This is a genomic window from Promicromonospora thailandica, assembly GCF_024171955.1.
In the GTDB taxonomy this organism is placed as follows: domain Bacteria; phylum Actinomycetota; class Actinomycetes; order Actinomycetales; family Cellulomonadaceae; genus Promicromonospora; species Promicromonospora thailandica.
This window is the reverse complement of record NZ_JAMTCS010000005.1, coordinates 179,594-196,135: the sequence shown is the minus strand read 5'-3', so window position 1 is coordinate 196,135 and position 16,542 is coordinate 179,594. Positions and strand designations below refer to the sequence as shown.

Here is a 16,542-nt window from a genome sequence, read left to right as displayed (position 1 = left end):
GTGCCGAGACGACTACCTCGGCACGCCGGGGGTGGTGTGCTCCTGGGCCGCGCGGGCGATGTTGCGCTGCATGCCGCCGAAGACGATGCCGTGGAACGGGCTGATCGCCCACCAGTACAGGTGCCCGAGCAGGCCGCGCGGCAGGAACACCGCGCGCTGCCGGAACGTCGGCTGCGCGGCGTCGGCGTCCTCCACGGACAGCTCGAGCCACGCCAGCCCCGGCAGGCGCATCTCGGCGCGCAGCCGCAGCAGCCGGCCCGGCTCGATGGTCTCCACGCGCCACCAGTCGAGGGCGTCCCCGGGCGCGAGGCGGTGGGGGTGACGCCGTCCCCGGCGCAGGCCCGGGCCGCCGAAGAGCCGGTCCATCAGACCGCGTGCCACCCAGCCCAGGCGCCAGGAGTACCAGCCGTGCGCCCCGCCGATGCCTTCGATCACGGTCCACAGGGCCTCGGCGGACGTCGCCACGGGCCGGGCCCGGTCGTCGACCAGCAGGCTCCCGCCGGTCCAGTCCGGATCCTCCGGCAGAGGGTCCGACGGTGCCCCCGGGGTCGAGGCCGACGACCAGCTCGTGCGCACGTCGAGCTCCCGGATGCGCGCCAGGGCGAGCGCCACGGCGTCGTCGAACCCGAGCAGGCCGTCCGGCGGGTCGGGGACGTAGCGCCTGATGTCGTCCTCCTGGGCCACGACCTCGTGCACGAGCGACCCCACCAGCGGGCGCGCGATGCCGGGCGGCACCGGCGTCACGAGCCCCACCCACAGGCTGGCCAGCCGCGGCGTCAGCACCGGGACGGCGCGGATGACGCGGGGGCGGAGCCCGGCCACGGCGGCGTACCGGCGCATCATCTCGCGGTAGGTCAGCACGTCGGGCCCGCCGATGTCGAAGGCGCGGCTGACGTCCGACGGGATCTCGGCCGCGCCCACCAGGTAGCGCAGCACGTCGCGCACGGCGATCGGCTGGATGCGGTTGTCGATCCAGCGCGGCGCCACCATCGCGGGGAGCCGCTCGGTGAGGTAGCGCATCATCTCGAACGACGCGCTGCCCGAGCCGAGGATGACGGCCGCCCGCAGCACGACGGTCGGCGCGCCGCCGTCGAGCAGGATCTGCTCCACCTCCCGGCGGGACTCCAGGTGCGGGGACAGGTGGTCGCCGTCCGGGTGCAGCCCGCCGAGATAGATCACGCGGCCGACGCGCAGCTCACGGGCCACGACGGCGAAGCCGCGCGCCGTGCCGCGGTCGCGGTCGGCGAACCCGCCCCCGGCCGCCAGCGCGTGGATCAGGTAGTAGGCGACGTCGACGCCGACGAGAGCGCGGCGCAGGTCGTCGCGCGACGTGGCGTCGCCGGCGACGACGTCGACCTGGCCGGCCCACTCGCGGGAGCCGAGACGCTCGGGGTGCCGGACCAGCACGCGGACGTCGTAGCCGGCGGCCAGCAGCTCCGGGACCAGGCGGCCGCCGATGTAGCCCGTCGCACCCGTCACGAGGACCTGGGTCACGGTGTCCTCACCCGCCTCTCGTACACGTCAGGAAGTGCAGCAGATTGCTAGATAGGCTAGGCATAATGTCCGCCGGTCACCTCCTGGGTGACCGGGTCGACGAGCGGAGGAGCACCGTATGACGCACGAGACGTCCGGCGACCGGACCCAGCAGGTCGTCGTCACCCTCAGCTACCTGGTCTGCCTGGTCGGCTCGATGATCGGCGTCGGCCTGTTCGGCGGCACGCCGATCGCGTCCGCCGCGGGTGGCGCGCTCGACTCCGCCGCGACGCCCGTCGCACCGGCCTCCGGCGCGTTCTCGGTGTGGAGCGTGGTGTACACGGGCCTCGCGGGGTACACCGTGCTGCAGTGGTTCCCCGTGGCGCAGGAGCGGCAGCGGCGCCTGCGCCTGCCCGTCGCCGGCACGATGCTGCTCAACGCCGCGTGGATCCTCGTGGTCCAGGCGGGATGGATCTGGGGGAGCGTGCTGGTCATCGCGGCCCTGCTCGCGCTGCTCGGCCGCGTGTTCGTGATCCTGGTGGGCACCCGGGCCGACGGCTGGCTCGACCGGGTGCTCGTGGACGGCGTGCTCGGCGTGTACCTCGGCTGGGTCTGCGTCGCGACGGTCGCCAACGTCGCGGCGGCGCTCGCCGCCTCCGGCTTCGACGGCGCGGGCCTCGGCCCCGACGGCTGGGCCGTCGCCGTGCTCGTCGTGGTGGCGGGGCTCGGCGTGGCGCTCGCGGTGCGCGGCGGGGGGCGGTTCGCGGTCGGGGCGGCGATCGCGTGGGGGCTGACGTGGATCGCCGTCGGCCGCTCCGGTGGCGAGCTCGAGTCCGCGCCTGCCGCGTGGGCCGCCGCGGCGGCGGCCGCGGTCGTGCTCGGCGCGACGGTGGTGCTGGGCGTGCGCCGCCGGGCGGTCGCCGCGCGGGCCTGACCCGCGGCGCGGGGAGGATCTTCCTCCCCGCGCCGGGCTGCGCTGTCGCGACCACCGGCCGACGGCCGGACCGTGGCGTTCAGGTCAGGGGCGGTGCCTGCTGCCCGAGACGGTGCTCGCCGGGAGCCGCCCCGCCCGCGAGGTGCCGGCGAGGGTGTCGCCCGTGACGACCACGTCGAACGTCAGGTTGAGGCGCAGCGGCCGGGTGACGCGCTGCGCCCAGGTGACCCGTTCGCCGTCGTCGGCGGGCGTGGCGGTGACGTGCTCCAGGGTGCCGCTCTCGCCCTGGCCCTCGGCGGTGCCGGTCAGCACGCCGTCCTGGTCCGCGAAGGTGTAGCGGGCGTCGATGACGCCGACGGGCGTCGCGATGCGGACGTCCCAGGTTCCGGTGACGGTGCTCATGCGTGGTCCTGTTCCGCGCTCGGTGTCCGCGCTCAGAGGGGCTGGGGGACGCGGCCGCGGTCGGCCCAGACGGTGCCGCGGCGCTCGAACTCGAAGATCGCCTCGACGGACCGTGCGATACGGGGGCCGGCCTCGCGTTCCAGCACGTAGAGGCCCAGGTCCAGGCCCGAGGTGACGCCGCCCGCCGAGAGCAGGTCGCCGTCGTCCACGACGCGCGCGTCGACCACGCGCACGCCCGTGGCCTCGAGCAGGTCGTTGCCCATGGAGTTCGTGACCGCCGTGCGGCCCTCCAGCAGCCCCGCGAGCGCGAGCGCGACCGAGCCGCCGCACACCGTGGCGACGGTGACCTCCGGGTTCTCCATGGCCCGCCGCACCAGCGGCATCGCCGCCGACTGCGCGAAACGCGCCAGCAGCACCGGGATTGTCGGGGTGTCGTCGTCCGGGGCGCTCTCGACCGGGCCGACCGCGCCGGGCACGACGACGTAGCCGGGCCGCTCCGGATCGAGCACGGCCTCCGCCGTGAGCCCGATGCCGGGGGTGCCGGACGGGACGGTGCGCGGGCCCTCGGCGGACACGAGCCAGGGGCGGATCTCCCCGCCGACCATGCCCCCGGCGGTCAGGACCTCGTAGATCCCGATCACGTCCAGGGGGTCGAAGCCGTCGAAGAGGACGACCTGGGCGGACACGGTCATGGGTGGTGCTCCTTCGGTGCGGTGACGGACGCGGGTGCCGCGTCCGCCCTCATGCTGCGCGGGCCGCGTCGGGCGGGGCCACTGGCCCGTGTGCCATAAACCGACGAGATATGGCCAAGGCTCCTGCGTCCGGTCGAGGCAGTTATCGTGGGACCGTGCACACCGTCGCCGTCCTCGCTCTGCCCGACACGATCATCTTCGATCTGGCCACGCCCGTGGAGGTGTTCGGCCGGGCCCGGCTGCCCGACGGGCGCCCCGCCTACCAGGTGATCGTGTGCGGCACCGAGCCCGTGGTCGACGCGGGGCCGATCCGGATCGGCACCGACGTGGGCCTGGAGGGGCTGGCGCGCGCGGACACCGTCGTCGTCCCCGGGCGGGAACGCCCTCAGGAGCCGGTGCCCGAACCCGCGCTCGCGGCGCTCCGGGCCGCCGCCGCGGACGGCACCCGGCTCGCGTCCATCTGCGTCGGCGCCTTCACGCTCGCGCAGGCCGGGCTGCTCGACGGGCTGCGCGCGACCACCCACTGGCTCGCGGCCGACGCGCTGGCCGCGCAGTACCCCGCCGTCGACGTGGACCCCGAGTCGCTCTACATCGACAACGGTCAGGTGCTCACGTCCGCCGGGGCGGCGGCGGGCCTCGACCTGTGCCTGCACCTCGTGCGCCGCGACCACGGCGTCGCCGTCGCCGCCGACGCCGCACGGCTGTCCGTGACCCCGCTGCACCGCGACGGCGGGCAGGCGCAGTTCATCCTGCGCAACCCGCCCACGCTGCGCACCGCGACCCTCGAACCCGTGCTGCGCTGGATCGAGGAGAACGCGCACGCCGACCTGGCGCTCGCCGACGTCGCCGCGGCCGCGCGCACGAGCGTGCGCACCCTGAACCGGCGGTTCCACGAGGAGACCGGGCAGAGTCCCATGCAGTGGCTCACCGGCGTGCGCATCCGGCACGCGCAGGAGCTGCTGGAGACCACCGACTACGGCGTGGAGCGGATCGCGCGCCAGGTCGGGTTCCCGAGCCCGAGCACGTTCCGCGAGCTCTTCCGCCGGGCGACCGGGGTGACGCCGCGCGGGTACCGCGTGACGTTTCGGGGGCGGCCGGAGGGTTCGGCGGCGTGAGTGCCGGGTCTCCCGCTACGTCGTGGTGCGCAGGCCGCGCAGCGTGAACTCGAGGCGGCGGCGGTAGCCCTCGCGCGGCTGCTGGTCGCAGGCCCGCGCGATGATGCCGCGCTCCCAGATGAGCAGGTAGACGTCGTCGGGCGTGAGGTCCTCGCGGATCCCGCCCGCGGCCTGGGCCTCGGCGAGGAACCCGGCCGCCATGGTGCTGGCGTGCTCGCACAGCGCAGCCACCGGCGCGGAGCCGGGCAGGGCGCGCAGCAGCACGTCGTTGGCGGCGGGCTCGTCGTACTGGAGCAGCCAGATCTGGCGCAGGTACGTCTCGAACCGCTCGACGGGGTCGGGCACCTCGGTGGCCGCGGCGATGATGCCCCGGATCCGTTCGGCCACCAGGTCCTCGACGACCGCGTCGATGAGCCCCTGCCGGCCGCCGAACCGGTGGTAGATGGTGCCCTTGCTGACGCCGGCCGCGCGGGCGACCTCGTCCAGCGGGCAGTTCAGGCCCTGCGTGCGGAAGACGTCGAGGGCCGCCGCGCGGATGCCCTCGACGTTGCGCCGCGCGTCGGCCCGGAGCCGCGGGGACTCCGTGGTCACCGGCCCGCTCCGGCGGGCGCCGCGTCCACGGTCTCGTTCCAGCTCGTCTCCAGCGCCTGCCGGAACAGCTCGAGCGGCTGCGCGCCCGAGACGGCGTACCTGCCCCCGAACACGAAGAACGGCACCCCGTTGATCCCGTACTGCCGGGCCTGGTCGAGGTCGGCCTCCACGGCGCCGGCGAACTCGCCCGACGCGAGCGCGGCCAGCGCCGCCTCCCGGTCGAGGCCCACCTCGGCGGCCAGGTCGGCCAGGACCTCGTGGTCGGAGAGCACCAGACCCTCGGTGAAGTAGGCCTGGAACAGCCGCTGGATCATCTCGCGCTGCTTGCCGTGCGCGGCGGCGAAGTGGCTGAGCTGGTGCGGGGTGCGCGTGCTCACGGTCTGCGCGCGGTCCAGGTGGTACTCCAGCCCGAGCCGGCTGGCGCGCTCCGTGACCTGGTCGTTCATGGCCGCGGCCTGCTCGCGCGGGATGCCGTGCTTGGCGGCCAGGTAGTCGGACGGGTTCACGGGCTCGGCGCCCTCGGCCACGTCCGGCATGAGCAGGAAGCTGTGGTACCGCACCTCGACGCCGGACGCGTGCGCGAACTGCTCCAGCGCCTGGTTCAGCAGGGTGTCGCCCATATAGCAGAACGGGCAGACGACGTCGCTCCAGACGTCCACGACGAGCCGGCCCGCGGGCGACCCGAACGCCTCGCCGGGCATCAGTCGCACACCCCGTCGACGTCGCAGACGCCGAACGAGCCGTCGGCGGACAGGAGCTGGAACGGGGCCCGCTGGGTGGCCTGCGGGAACGGGCCGGCGGGGAGGTTCGCGGCGTCGGCCGCGTGCGGCCGCTCGGCCGGGGCCTCGACGGGCGCCGGGGCGTTACTTGACGTCATGGTCAAGAACCGTAGGATAACTTGAACAGGGCGTCAAGATGACGCGGGACCAGTCGACGGGATGGACCGATGTCCGCTGTGCAGTTCGAGATCTTCACCTCGGCCTTCTGCGGCCCGTGCCACCATGCGCGCGCCGCGGTGACGGAGGCGGTACGGCTCATCCCGGGCGCGACGATGGTCGAGCACGACGTCGTCCACGAGGCCCACCTGGCCGAGTCGCTCGACATCCGGTCCACGCCGACGGTGCTCGTCCGGGGCGCCGACGGTGCGGAGGTCTTCCGGGCCGCGGGGGCGCCGACGGTCCCGCAGGTGCTCGCGGCCGCGGGCCGTGCCCTGGACGCCTGACACGACGTCCCGCGGGCGGCGTCCCGCGGGCCGTCGTCGCTCGACGCGGGGCCGGCCGTCGTCGTCCGCCCGAATCCTCTTCGAGACCGAGGTTGCTTCGCTTTCGAGCCCCTGAAAGCGAAGCAACCTCGGTCTCGAAGGGGAGGGGGCGGGTGAGCGAGGCGACGGCGGGCGCCGGGGGTCAGTCCAGGACGGCGTAGGCCTCGACCTCGACCAGCACGTCCGGCTCGAAGAGGTAGTCGACGCCGATCGCCGACAGCGGCGGGAGCGGGTCCGGGAGGCCGAGCTCCTCGCGCACGTTCTCGATGCCGGCCAGGAACTGGTCCATGTTCGCCGGGTCCCAGTGGGTGACGAAGAACCGTAGCCGCACGACGTCGGCGAAGGTCGCCCCCGCGCCGGCCAGCCCACGGGCCGTGTTGCGCAGGGCCAGGGACACCTGCCCGGCCAGGTCGCCCGGCGCGAGGCGGTTGGCCTCGGCGTCGCGGTTGATCTGGCCCGCGACGTGCACGTGGCGGCTGCCGGTCGCGACCGAGACGTGGTGGTACGGGACGGGCTGGAACATGCCCTCGGGGGTGAGCAGCCGGACGGCCATGACGAATCCCTTCGTGTGTGATTCAGGTATCCCAGGTGTACCTGGTATCTGAAGGGCACTTCAACGAGACTAGGTGTCATGACCGATACCGCCACGCCGCACGACGCCCTCCTCCGGGTCGCCCCGGAGCATCGCGAGCTGCTCGACCAGGTGCTCGACAAGTGGTCGCTCCGCGTGCTCGACGAGCTGTGCGAGCGGCCGCTGCGCTTCAACGAGCTGCGCCGGGCCGTCCCCGTGGTCACGCAGAAGTCGCTCACCACCACGCTGCGCCGGCTGGAGCGCAACGGGATGGTCGACCGGGTGGTCCTGAGCTCACGCCCGGTTGCCGTCGAGTACCGCATCTCGCGGCTCGGCCGCACCATCCAGGACCTGATCGACGCCCTGTACGTCTGGAGCGCCGACAACATGGCCGACGTCGAGCGGGCGCGCGAGCGGTTCGACGCCGCCGAGTGAGCCGGGCTCAGCCCGCTGCCGCCCACGACAGCGCGCGCAGGCACCCCGAGCGGATGTCGTGGAGCTGCACGGCCCGCTGCGCGGGCGGCGCGTCGCGGTAGAGGCCCTGCCGCAACGCCGTCAGACCCGGGCCGAGCCGCAGGTGCAGGCCCCAGGTCAGGTGGGCGGAGGCGAAGCCCAGCGCCGCCGCGGCGCGCAGGTCGGTCCCCGCCAGGTCGCTCAGGGCGCTGCCGTACGCCTCGAGCAGCGCGGGCTCGTCGAGCTCGCCCAGGCCGCCGAAGGCCCGGTAGAGGGAGACGAACGTGCCCAGGTCGAACCCGACGGGGCCCACGCCCACGTGCTCCCAGTCGATGAGCACGAGGTCGCCGCCGCGGTCCAGGCCGGCGTTGCGGGGCGTCAGGTCGCCGTGCACCAGCGTGACGGGCAGCCCCTTGGCGCGGGCCGCCAGCGACTCGGCCGCGTCGAGGCAGGCGTGCAGGGCGGTGACCTGGTCGGCCGTGAACAGCGTGCGCAGCAGCGGGTCGTGGCCCAGGGCGTCCAGGTTCTCGTGCCCGGCGTCGACGTGGTGGGCGTAGGCCGCGTAGCCCTCGCGCTCCAGCCAGGGCGCGTCGAGCAGGCCGGGCCGCGACGCGCCCGGAACGTACAGCAGCGCCGTGCGTCGCGCCGCCACCAGGGCGGCCTCGGGCGTCCAGGTCTGCTGCAGCACGGCACCCACGTCGCGCATCACGATCCAGGGCCGGCCGTGGTGCCGGAGCACGGTGGCGTCGGGCGGCGTCGTCAGGCCGCGGGGGAGCAGGCCGGGCAGCACGCTGCCGACGAACCGGCCCTCCCGGGCGTCGAGGCCGCTGTCGCGCGAGTCGAGCAGGGTCTGGCGACCCCAGCCCGGGATCTTGACGATCCACAGCGACGCGCCACGTCCCGGCGCGGTCAGGCTCACCCGCAGCACCACCGCCTGACCCAGCCCGGACGACAGGTCGCGCACCGAGAGCACCCGGACGCCGGGCCCCCACGGGCCCGGGTGCGAGGTGAGTGCGGCCTGCACGGTCTCGGCGTCGGGCAGGGCGTGGTCGGTCATCGGGTCCGTACCTTCCTCACGACGGCTTGCGCGGTGCGCGCCACGCTACCCACGCCCCGGTGCGACTCGCCTGGTAAGAGCGGATATGCGGTGGTGAGCGCGGCGGTCCGGCATAGCCTGGAGCCGTCCCTGACGGAAGGAAGCTCCATGTCCCGCGTTCTGATCTTCGGTGGCCACGGCAAGGTCGCCCTCCGGCTGGCCCCACTGCTCGTCGAGCGGGGTGACGTCGTCACGAGCGTGATCCGCAACCCCGACCACCAGGACGAGGTGGCCGCCACGGGCGCCGTCCCGCTGGTCGCCGACGTCGAGCAGCTCGACACCGCCGGGCTCGCCGACGTCGTGCAGGGGTACGACGCCGTCGTGTGGTCGGCCGGCGCGGGCGGGGGCAACCCGGCCCGCACCTACGCCGTCGACCGGGACGCCGCGACCCGGTCCATGGACGCCGCCGGGTCGGCGGGCGTCGCGCGCTACGTCATGGTGTCCTACCTCGGCGCCCGCACCGACCACGGCGTCCCCGAGGACAACTCGTTCTTCGCCTACGCGGAGGCCAAGGCCGCGGCCGACGAGCACCTGCGCGCCTCCGGGCTCGACTGGACCATCCTGCAGCCCGGCCCCCTCACGCTGGAGGAACCCACCGGGCTGATCGAGGTGGCGGACCCCGGCGAGGGCCGCGTCTCGCGCGCCGACGTCGCGGCCGTCGCCGCCGCCGTGCTGGCGGACGACCGCACCGTGCGCCGGACCATCGCGTTCGGCAACGGCGCGACCCCGATCGCCGAGGCCGTCGCGACGGCACCCGACGCGAGCGCTCAGTCCGAATGAGCAGTTGGCGGCGTGCCCGGCCGGCGCCGGGCCGCCGCCTCTACCATCGGCGGATGCCGCACCTGATCCTCGCCGCGCTCGCCGTCCTCACGCTCACGGCCTGTCAGGCCGCACCGGGCGCCACCCCGGACGGGGGCGACCCGGCCGACCCGGGCACCGCGTCCGTCGCCGCCGCGGAGGTGACGCTCCCGCCCACCAGCGGCCGGTTCGACTACCAGCTCGGCGCCGCCTACGACCTCGCCGGCGGGCTCGACGTCGTCGCGCGGGACGCCACCGCCCAGCCCGCCGCCGGCGCCTACAACATCTGCTACGTCAACGGCTTCCAGACCCAGCCCGGCGAGGCCGACCTGTGGCTCGACGGCAACGAGGACCTGCTGCTGCACGACGCCGCGGGCAACCTGGTGATCGACCCCGACTGGCCCGACGAGTACGTGCTGGACCCCTCCACCGAGGACAAGCGGGACCGCATCGTCGGCATCCTCGGGCAGGTCGTCACGGGCTGCGCCGACGCGGGCTTCGCCGCGGTCGAGATCGACAACCTCGACACCTGGACGCGGTTCACCGACCCGGCCACCGGCCTGATCGAGCAGGAGGACGCGCTGGCGCTCGCGGCCGCGTACATCGGCCTGGCGCACCAGGAGGGCCTGGCCATCGGGCAGAAGAACGCCGCGGAGGCGACCACGCAGGGGCGTGACCTCGGCTTCGACTTCGCCGTCACCGAGGAGTGCGCGGCCTACGACGAGTGCGGCGCGTACACCGGCGTGTACGGGGACCACGTGCTCCAGGTCGAGTACACCGACAACCTGCCCCAGGACTTCGCCACGGTCTGCGCGGGACCGGACCGCGCCCCGCTCACCATCCTGCGGGACCGGGACCTCGTGGGGCCCGACGACGCCGCGTACGCGTACGACCAGTGCTGATCCCCGGCCCGGGGATGCTTATCCTCGACGCATGACATCCCCGCTCGCGATCGCAGGACCGGCCACGCACGAGCCCCTCCCGTCTCCGCCGGGCGAGGTTTCCGCGTGAAGATCGTCGACGCGAAGGTTGTCGTCACCTCGCCGGGCCGCAACTTCGTCACGCTCCAGATCACCACGGACGACGGCGTCACCGGGCTGGGCGACGCCACCCTGAACGGCCGCGAGCTCGCCGTGGTCGGCTACCTGCGCGACCACGTGGTGCCGCTGCTGGTCGGGCGCGACCCGCACCGCATCGAGGACACCTGGCAGTACCTCTACCGCGGCGCCTACTGGCGGCGCGGCCCGGTGACGATGGCCGCGATCGCCGCCGTCGACGTGGCGCTGTGGGACATCAAGGCCAAGGTCGCCGGCCTGCCGCTGTACCAGCTCCTGGGCGGCGCCAGCCGCGACCGGGTGCAGGCCTACGGCCACGCCAACGGGTCGAGCCTGCCCGAGATCTTCGACTCCGTGCGGGCCCTGCAGGAGCGCGGCTACCGGAGCATCCGCATCCAGAGCGGCGTGCCGGGGCTGCAGTCCGTCTACGGGGTGCACACCACGACGTCGGACGACGGGTCCGCGCCGGACGTGCTCGCCCGCCCGGCCGTCGAGGACTGGGACACCGGTGCCTACCTGCGGTACATCCCCCGGGTCTTCGAGGCCGTGCGCAACGAGTTCGGCCCCGACCTGCCGCTGCTGCACGACGCGCACCACCGCCTCACGCCGATCGAGGCCGCCCGGCTCGGCAAGGACCTGGAGCCGTACGACCTGTTCTGGCTGGAGGACTGCACCCCGGCGGAGGACCAGGCGGCGCTGCGCCTGGTGCGGCAGCACACCACGACGCCGCTGGCGATCGGCGAGGTGTTCAACACGGTCTTCGACTACCAGACCCTGATCGACGAGCGGCTCATCGACTACGTGCGCTCGGCGGTCACGCACTTCGGCGGCGTCAGCCCCATGAAGAAGCTGTTCGACTACGCGGGCCAGCGCGGGATCAAGAGCGCGATCCACGGGCCGGAGGACATCTCGCCCGTCGGCATGGCGGCGGCGATCCACCTGGACCTCGCGATCCACAACTTCGGCATCCAGGAGTACTCGGGCCACACCGACCGCACGAACGAGGTGTTCCGGCACGCGTACACGTTCGACGACGGCTACCTGCACCCGGGCGAGGCGCCCGGCATCGGCGTCGAGCTGGACGAGGAGCTCGCGGCCGCGCACCCGTACGAGCCCGGCTACCTGCCGGTCAACCGCCTCCAGGACGGGACCGTGCACGACTGGTGACCTGACGGGTGACAGGGGTCACCCCATCCGGGACCGCACCGGCTCCGAACCTCCGGTGCGCACGCGATCGGAGGTGTCAGTGGGGCAGACTGAGGCGGTGGCCTCACCACCAGCCCGGACCTCGGCCGACGCTGTCGACGCGCTGCTCGTGGCGTGCGTCGGCGGTGTGCCCGAGTCCTTCGCGCCCGTCTACGACGCCCTGGGGCCGGTGGCCTACGGCGCGTCGCTCGGCGTGCTGCGCGACCCCGACCACGCGGCGGAGGTGACCCAGGAGGTGATGGTGGAGGTGTGGCAGACGGCCTCGCGGTTCGACCCGGCCCGCGGTTCCGCCCGGACCTGGGTCGCCACGCTCGCCCGCCGGCGGGCCGTGGACCGGGTGCGTTCGGAGCAGGCGCACCGGGACCGCGACCAGCGGGACACCGACCTGCGCAGCCACGAGCGGGCACGCGACGTCGTGGTGGAGGACGTGGAGCGCCGGCTGGAGGGCTCCGCCGTCCGCCGCTGCCTCGACGGGCTCACCTCGACCCAGCGCGAGGCCGTCGTCGTCGCCTACTACGGCGGTCTGACCTACCGTGAGGTCGCCGAGCGCCTCGATGCCGCGCTGCCGACCGTCAAGAGCCGGATCCGCGACGGGCTGAGCCGGCTCCGGGACTGCCTGGGGGTGCACCGTGGCTGACGATCCGAGGGTGGGCGACGCGAGTTCCGTGTGGGACCTGCTGCCCGGCTACGCCCTGGACGCCCTGGACGACGCCGACCGCAGGGCGGTCGACCGGCTGCTCGCCGCCGACCCCGCCGCGCGACGTGCCCTGGACGAGTACCGGGCCGTGGTCGCGGCGTTCGCCGTCGAGACCGAGCCGCCCGCCGCACTGCGGTCGCGTGTGCTGGACCAGGTCCGCGACGTCCCACAGGTCCAGGACGCGCCGGCGGACACCGCGCCCGCGCCGTCGCCGGGCGCCGCGGGTGGCGCCGTCGTCGACCTGGTCGCCCGCCGGCGCCGCCGCTGGGGCGCCGCGGTGGCGGCCGTCGCCGCGGCCGCGGCGATCGCCGTCCCGACGACGATCGCCGTGCAGGTCTCCGCAGAGCGGGACCGTCTTCGCGAGGAGGCAGCGGCGGTCTCCGAGATGCTGGCCGACCCGGACAGCGCGATCCTGCGCGCCGCCGTCGACGGTGGCGGCGAGGCGTCGGTGCTGGTGGCCGACGACGACATGTTCTTCCAGGCCGAGGGCCTGCCCGACCCCGGCCCGGACCGGGCGTACCAGCTCTGGGTGGTCGGCGCGGACGGCGGGGTCTCCTCGGCCGGCGTCCTCGCCCTGCGGGACGGCGCGGCGACCTCGCTGGTCCGGGACTCCCACGGCGTCGGCATGGCGGTCTCGGTCGAACCCGCCGGCGGCTCGGCCCAGCCCACGACGACGCCGATCGTCACCCTGTCCGCCTGACCGGCCAGAACGCCCCGAGGTCGTCATCACCGGACGACGACCTCGGGGCGTTCTCGGAGTGGAGCTGACGGTCACATCGAGGGCATGAGCACCGAGTCGACGAGGTAGACCGTCGCATTCTGGGTCATGACGCCGCCGCAGATCACTGCCGCGTCGTTCACCATGAGCTCGTCACCGCTGCCTGTGACCTCGACGGTCTCGCCCTGGACGGTGGTCTGCTCACCGACCACCTGGTCCGGAGTGAGCTGTCCGGGCACCACGTGGTACGTGAGGATCTCGGTCAGCAGATCGGCGTCGGTCGAGAGCGTGTCCATCGTCGCCGGGTCGATCTCGGCGAACGCGTCGTCGACCGGGGCGAACACGGTGAACTCGTCACCGTTGAGCGTGTCCACCAGGTTCACCTCGGGGTTGACCTCGCCGCTCACGGCCGCGACCAGCGTCTTCAGCAGCGGGTTGTTGGAGGCGGCGACGGCTACCGGGTCGGTCGACATGCCGGTGACCGAGCCGGGGCCGTCCGGTACCTGCTCGGCGTAGCCGGCACAGCCCGGGCCGACAAGGTTCGCAGCGGGGTCGGCCATGGCGCTGTCCGTCGGCTCCTCGGCCGGCTCGTCCGTCGTGTCGTCCGTGCCCGTGGTCTCCTCGGCCATGGGGGTCTCCTCCGACGCGGTGCCGGCCGACGAGTCGGCGCCGCAGGCCGAGAGGCCGAGCACGGCCAGCGTGGCGATGCCTGCGACGGTGTAGGACGTGCGGGTTCGAGCGTTCATCGGTCTCTCCTCGGTGTCGCGTCGCCCCGCGGGTCACGGGGCGTCATGACAGGTGTTCGGAGCCGTCGCCGTTCCGGATGGGGGCAGGTCCGCACCCATCCGGAACGGTCCCCGCGCCGAACCGGAAACATGGGAACCCTCGTCGTCATCGGCCTCCTCGGCGGCCTGATCACCGGAATCTCGCCGTGCATCCTGCCGATGCTGCCCGCGGTCTTCTTCGCCGGTGGTGTGCAGGGCGCGCGCGACCGCGCCACGCCGGGGGGTCGGCGCTCGTGGCGCCCCTACCTCGTGATCGCGGGCCTGGTGCTCAGCTTCAGCGTGTTCACGCTCCTGGGCTCGCTGCTCCTGACGGCGCTGGGCCTGCCGCAGGACCTGCTGCGCTGGGCGGGCATCGTGCTGCTGGTGCTGCTCGGCGTCGGCATGATCGTGCCGCGCTTCGAGATGATCCTGGAGCGGCCCTTCCAGCGCGTCGCGGCGTTCGGAGCGAGCCGCGGCGCCGCCCGGCAGGACCGGGGCGCCTTCGCGCTCGGCCTCGGGCTCGGCGTGCTCTACGTGCCGTGCGCCGGCCCGGTGCTCGCGGCGATCACGGTGGCGGGCGCCACGGGCCGTATCGGCGCGGGGACGGTGGCACTGACAGTTTCGTTCGCCGTCGGCGCGGCGGTCCCGCTGCTGCTGTTCGCCCTGGCCGGACGGCGGCTCGCCGAGCGCGTGCAGGCCTTCCAGCGCCATACCAAGGCCATCCGAACCGGCGGCGGCATCGCCGTCATCCTCCTGGCGATCGCCCTGGCCTTCAATGTGCCCGCCGCGATCCAGCGGATGCTGCCGGACTACACGGGCGTGCTCCAGCAGCGCATCGACTCCTCGGAGACGGTGCGCGAGGCGCTCGACCTCGGCGGCCTCGTGACCGACGAGAACCGTGAGCTGTCCAACTGCACGAACGGTGCGCCCGTGCTGGAGGACTGCGGCACGGCGCCGGAGATCCGCGGCATCAAGACGTGGCTCAACACCCCTGACGGCGCCGCGCTCCGGCTCCAGGCGCTCCGCGGCGAGGTCGTGCTCGTCGACTTCTGGACCTACTCCTGCATCAACTGCCAGCGGTCCGTCCCGCACATCAACGCCTGGCACGACAGGTACGCCGACGTCGGCAAGGGCTTCGAGGTGATCGGCGTGCACACCCCGGAGTTCGCGTTCGAGCGCGAGACGCGCAACGTGATCGCGGGGGCTGAGGACCTCGGCGTGACCTACCCGATCGCCCAGGACAACTCCTACGCGACGTGGACGGCGTACCGGAACCGCTACTGGCCCGCCCAGTACCTGATCGACGCGGACGGTACGGTGCGGCACATCCGCCTGGGCGAGGGCGGGTACGAGAACACGGAGAAGCTGATCCGCGAGCTCCTGGCGGACGCCGACCCCGGCGTCGACCTGCCGCGGGCCACCACCGTGCAGGACGCGACACCGCGCGACCGGATCACGCCCGAGACCTACTTCTCGATCAAGCGCGTCCTGAACTACGCGGGCGAGCCGCGGTACGCGGCGGGCCGCCGGGAGTTCACGCTCGCCGCCGAGCAGCAGCCGGACACGTTCTCGCTGGGCGGCACCTGGGAGGTCGACTTCCAGGGTGCGAAGGCGGTGTCCGACGACGCCCGCGTGCGGCTTGCGTACCGCGCGACCGACGTCTTCGTGGTGCTCGGGGGAGAGGGCACCGTCACGGCGACGGTCGCGACAGACGGCGAGGAGCGGACGCGTGACATCGACGTCTCCGGGAACCCGCGGCTCTACCCGGTCCTGCAGGGTGAGGCGCCCACCCGTGGCCGCGTGGAGCTGGAGGTGCCGGACGGAGTGCAGGTCTACACGATGACGTTCGGCTGACGTTCGGCTGACGTCCGGCTGACGTCAGCCGTCCTCCAGCAGCAGCACGTCCGGCGGCACCAGCGTGCGGGTCTGCAGCAGCTCCGTGACCAGGTTGTGGTTGAGCATGTTGCCCACAGGCTCACCCACCTCCTCGCGGGTCAGGCCGGGCACGCCCGCGCGGGACAGCCGCCGTCGCACACCCGAGACGAGGTGCTCCACGCGCTTGCCGGTCCAGTGCTCGCCGGGCTGCAGCCCCGCGAGGTCGCCGGCCACCTGCTGCCAGGTGGCCGGCTGCGGGTAGGCCTCGTGCAGCAGGTACTTCTGGGCGAGCGAGACCAGGGCGAGCCGTTCGTCGGCGCGCAGCGACCACGGCTTGTCGCGCAGGGTCTCGGCACCCGGAGACGGCCGCGGCAGGCGCCCGTCGTCGCCCGCGACGTACAGCTCCAGCAGGTGCCGGCGGCGGGCCGTGCCGTTGACGAACACGGGTGTGTACCCGACGTCGATGGGGAAGGGGTCGTCCTCCGGGAAGAGCGTCATGGAGCGCGGGAGCTGGAGGGCCCGGTGCCCGGTGTTCGCGAGCCACCAGCGGCCGTCGCGGTAGGTGACCGAGCCCTGGTTGCGGCTGATCCGCAGGTCGTCCTCACCGACGCAGACGTGCACGTCCGGGCGGTTGCGCCCGAACACCACGGTCCGTTCCTCGCGCGCGCCGAGCCGCACGCCGCCGGACACCGACAGCGCGTAGATGGTCCCGGGGGCCGACGTCGGTACGCCGAAGGCCAGGCTCGCGTGGTTCGCGGAGAGCGGCTCCGTGCCCTCCACCTGCGGGATGTCCGTCATGCTGGCCTCCAGTCGTGCCCGGCCGGGCGTATCGGCCCGATCG

20 protein-coding genes are annotated in these 16,542 nt (G+C 73.8%); 10 read left to right on the top strand and 10 right to left on the bottom strand.

The annotated features are described in order from the left end of the window. Positions 1–12: 12 nt before the first annotated feature. The gene (locus APR03_RS09695; protein WP_253835139.1) at positions 13–1,494 is read right to left on the bottom strand and encodes an SDR family oxidoreductase; all 1,482 of its coding nucleotides are present in this window, start codon (positions 1,492–1,494) and stop codon (positions 13–15) included. Between the two features lie 118 nt (positions 1,495–1,612). On the opposite strand from APR03_RS09695, the gene APR03_RS09690 reads away from it, so the two are divergent. After that, positions 1,613–2,407 (top strand): TspO-related membrane protein, encoded by a 795-nt coding sequence (locus tag APR03_RS09690; protein ID WP_253835138.1) that lies wholly within the window; start codon positions 1,613–1,615, stop codon positions 2,405–2,407. A gap of 84 nt (positions 2,408–2,491) precedes the next feature. Here the strand turns inward: APR03_RS09690 and APR03_RS09685 are convergent, their stop codons facing one another. After that, a complete protein-coding gene (locus APR03_RS09685; protein WP_253835137.1) occupies positions 2,492–2,809 on the bottom strand; it encodes a hypothetical protein in 318 nt (105 codons plus the stop codon). 32 nt (positions 2,810–2,841) lie between these two features. Continuing rightward, entirely contained in the window at positions 2,842–3,501 is a 660-nt protein-coding gene (locus APR03_RS09680; protein ID WP_253835136.1) for a DJ-1/PfpI family protein, read from the bottom strand. Positions 3,502–3,656: 155 nt separating this feature from the next. On the opposite strand from APR03_RS09680, the gene APR03_RS09675 reads away from it, so the two are divergent. Beyond that, positions 3,657–4,616: a GlxA family transcriptional regulator gene (locus tag APR03_RS09675; protein ID WP_253835134.1), complete on the top strand. Its 960-nt coding sequence runs from the start codon at positions 3,657–3,659 to the stop codon at positions 4,614–4,616. Between the two features lie 15 nt (positions 4,617–4,631). Here APR03_RS09675 and APR03_RS09670 read toward each other — a convergent pair whose 3' ends face one another. The 3 genes from APR03_RS09670 to APR03_RS09660 are packed head-to-tail and all read right to left on the bottom strand — an operon-like array spanning position 4,632 to position 6,084. Continuing rightward, on the bottom strand, positions 4,632–5,207 hold the full coding sequence (locus tag APR03_RS09670) for a TetR/AcrR family transcriptional regulator (protein ID WP_253835132.1): 576 nt from the start codon (positions 5,205–5,207) through the stop codon (positions 4,632–4,634). Next, on the bottom strand, positions 5,204–5,908 hold the full coding sequence (locus APR03_RS09665) for a DsbA family oxidoreductase (RefSeq protein ID WP_253835131.1): 705 nt from the start codon (positions 5,906–5,908) through the stop codon (positions 5,204–5,206). The genes APR03_RS09670 and APR03_RS09665 overlap by 4 nt, the downstream gene beginning before the upstream one ends. Beyond that, entirely contained in the window at positions 5,908–6,084 is a 177-nt protein-coding gene (locus APR03_RS09660; protein WP_253835129.1) for a hypothetical protein, read from the bottom strand. Before APR03_RS09660 ends, APR03_RS09665 begins: the two co-directional genes overlap by 1 nt. A gap of 69 nt (positions 6,085–6,153) precedes the next feature. Here APR03_RS09660 and APR03_RS09655 point away from each other — a divergent pair, with 69 nt between their 5' ends. After that, positions 6,154–6,429 (top strand): thioredoxin family protein, encoded by a 276-nt coding sequence (locus APR03_RS09655; RefSeq protein ID WP_253835127.1) that lies wholly within the window; start codon positions 6,154–6,156, stop codon positions 6,427–6,429. Between the two features lie 181 nt (positions 6,430–6,610). Here APR03_RS09655 and APR03_RS09650 read toward each other — a convergent pair whose 3' ends face one another. Beyond that, entirely contained in the window at positions 6,611–7,021 is a 411-nt protein-coding gene (locus tag APR03_RS09650; protein WP_253835126.1) for a RidA family protein, read from the bottom strand. A 78-nt stretch (positions 7,022–7,099) separates the two neighbouring features. Here APR03_RS09650 and APR03_RS09645 point away from each other — a divergent pair, with 78 nt between their 5' ends. Then, positions 7,100–7,474, top strand: coding sequence for a winged helix-turn-helix transcriptional regulator (locus tag APR03_RS09645; protein ID WP_253835124.1), 375 nt, complete (start codon positions 7,100–7,102; stop codon positions 7,472–7,474). Positions 7,475–7,481: 7 nt separating this feature from the next. Here APR03_RS09645 and APR03_RS09640 read toward each other — a convergent pair whose 3' ends face one another. After that, a complete protein-coding gene (locus APR03_RS09640) occupies positions 7,482–8,549 on the bottom strand; it encodes a phosphotransferase (protein WP_253835122.1) in 1,068 nt (355 codons plus the stop codon). 147 nt (positions 8,550–8,696) lie between these two features. Between APR03_RS09640 and APR03_RS09635 the strand changes: the two genes are divergently transcribed. From APR03_RS09635 to APR03_RS09615, 5 genes are all read left to right on the top strand, one after another. Next, the gene (locus APR03_RS09635; protein ID WP_253835120.1) at positions 8,697–9,368 is read left to right on the top strand and encodes an NAD(P)H-binding protein; all 672 of its coding nucleotides are present in this window, start codon (positions 8,697–8,699) and stop codon (positions 9,366–9,368) included. 53 nt (positions 9,369–9,421) lie between these two features. Next, positions 9,422–10,288, top strand: coding sequence for an endo alpha-1,4 polygalactosaminidase (locus tag APR03_RS09630; RefSeq protein WP_253835112.1), 867 nt, complete (start codon positions 9,422–9,424; stop codon positions 10,286–10,288). A gap of 105 nt (positions 10,289–10,393) precedes the next feature. Beyond that, the gene (gene manD, locus APR03_RS09625; RefSeq protein WP_253835110.1) at positions 10,394–11,608 is read left to right on the top strand and encodes a D-mannonate dehydratase ManD; all 1,215 of its coding nucleotides are present in this window, start codon (positions 10,394–10,396) and stop codon (positions 11,606–11,608) included. Between the two features lie 97 nt (positions 11,609–11,705). Beyond that, the gene (sigK, locus tag APR03_RS09620) at positions 11,706–12,284 is read left to right on the top strand and encodes an ECF RNA polymerase sigma factor SigK (RefSeq protein WP_253835108.1); all 579 of its coding nucleotides are present in this window, start codon (positions 11,706–11,708) and stop codon (positions 12,282–12,284) included. Between the two features lie 10 nt (positions 12,285–12,294). Continuing rightward, entirely contained in the window at positions 12,295–13,044 is a 750-nt protein-coding gene (locus tag APR03_RS09615; RefSeq protein WP_253835106.1) for an anti-sigma factor, read from the top strand. A gap of 71 nt (positions 13,045–13,115) precedes the next feature. Here the strand turns inward: APR03_RS09615 and APR03_RS09610 are convergent, their stop codons facing one another. Continuing rightward, positions 13,116–13,808, bottom strand: coding sequence for a fasciclin domain-containing protein (locus APR03_RS09610; protein ID WP_253835104.1), 693 nt, complete (start codon positions 13,806–13,808; stop codon positions 13,116–13,118). 129 nt (positions 13,809–13,937) lie between these two features. On the opposite strand from APR03_RS09610, the gene APR03_RS09605 reads away from it, so the two are divergent. Then, a complete protein-coding gene (locus APR03_RS09605; RefSeq protein ID WP_253835102.1) occupies positions 13,938–15,680 on the top strand; it encodes a cytochrome c biogenesis protein CcdA in 1,743 nt (580 codons plus the stop codon). A 24-nt stretch (positions 15,681–15,704) separates the two neighbouring features. Here APR03_RS09605 and APR03_RS09600 read toward each other — a convergent pair whose 3' ends face one another. After that, on the bottom strand, positions 15,705–16,499 hold the full coding sequence (locus APR03_RS09600; RefSeq protein WP_253835100.1) for a hypothetical protein: 795 nt from the start codon (positions 16,497–16,499) through the stop codon (positions 15,705–15,707). Between the last annotated feature and the right edge of the window lie 43 nt (positions 16,500–16,542).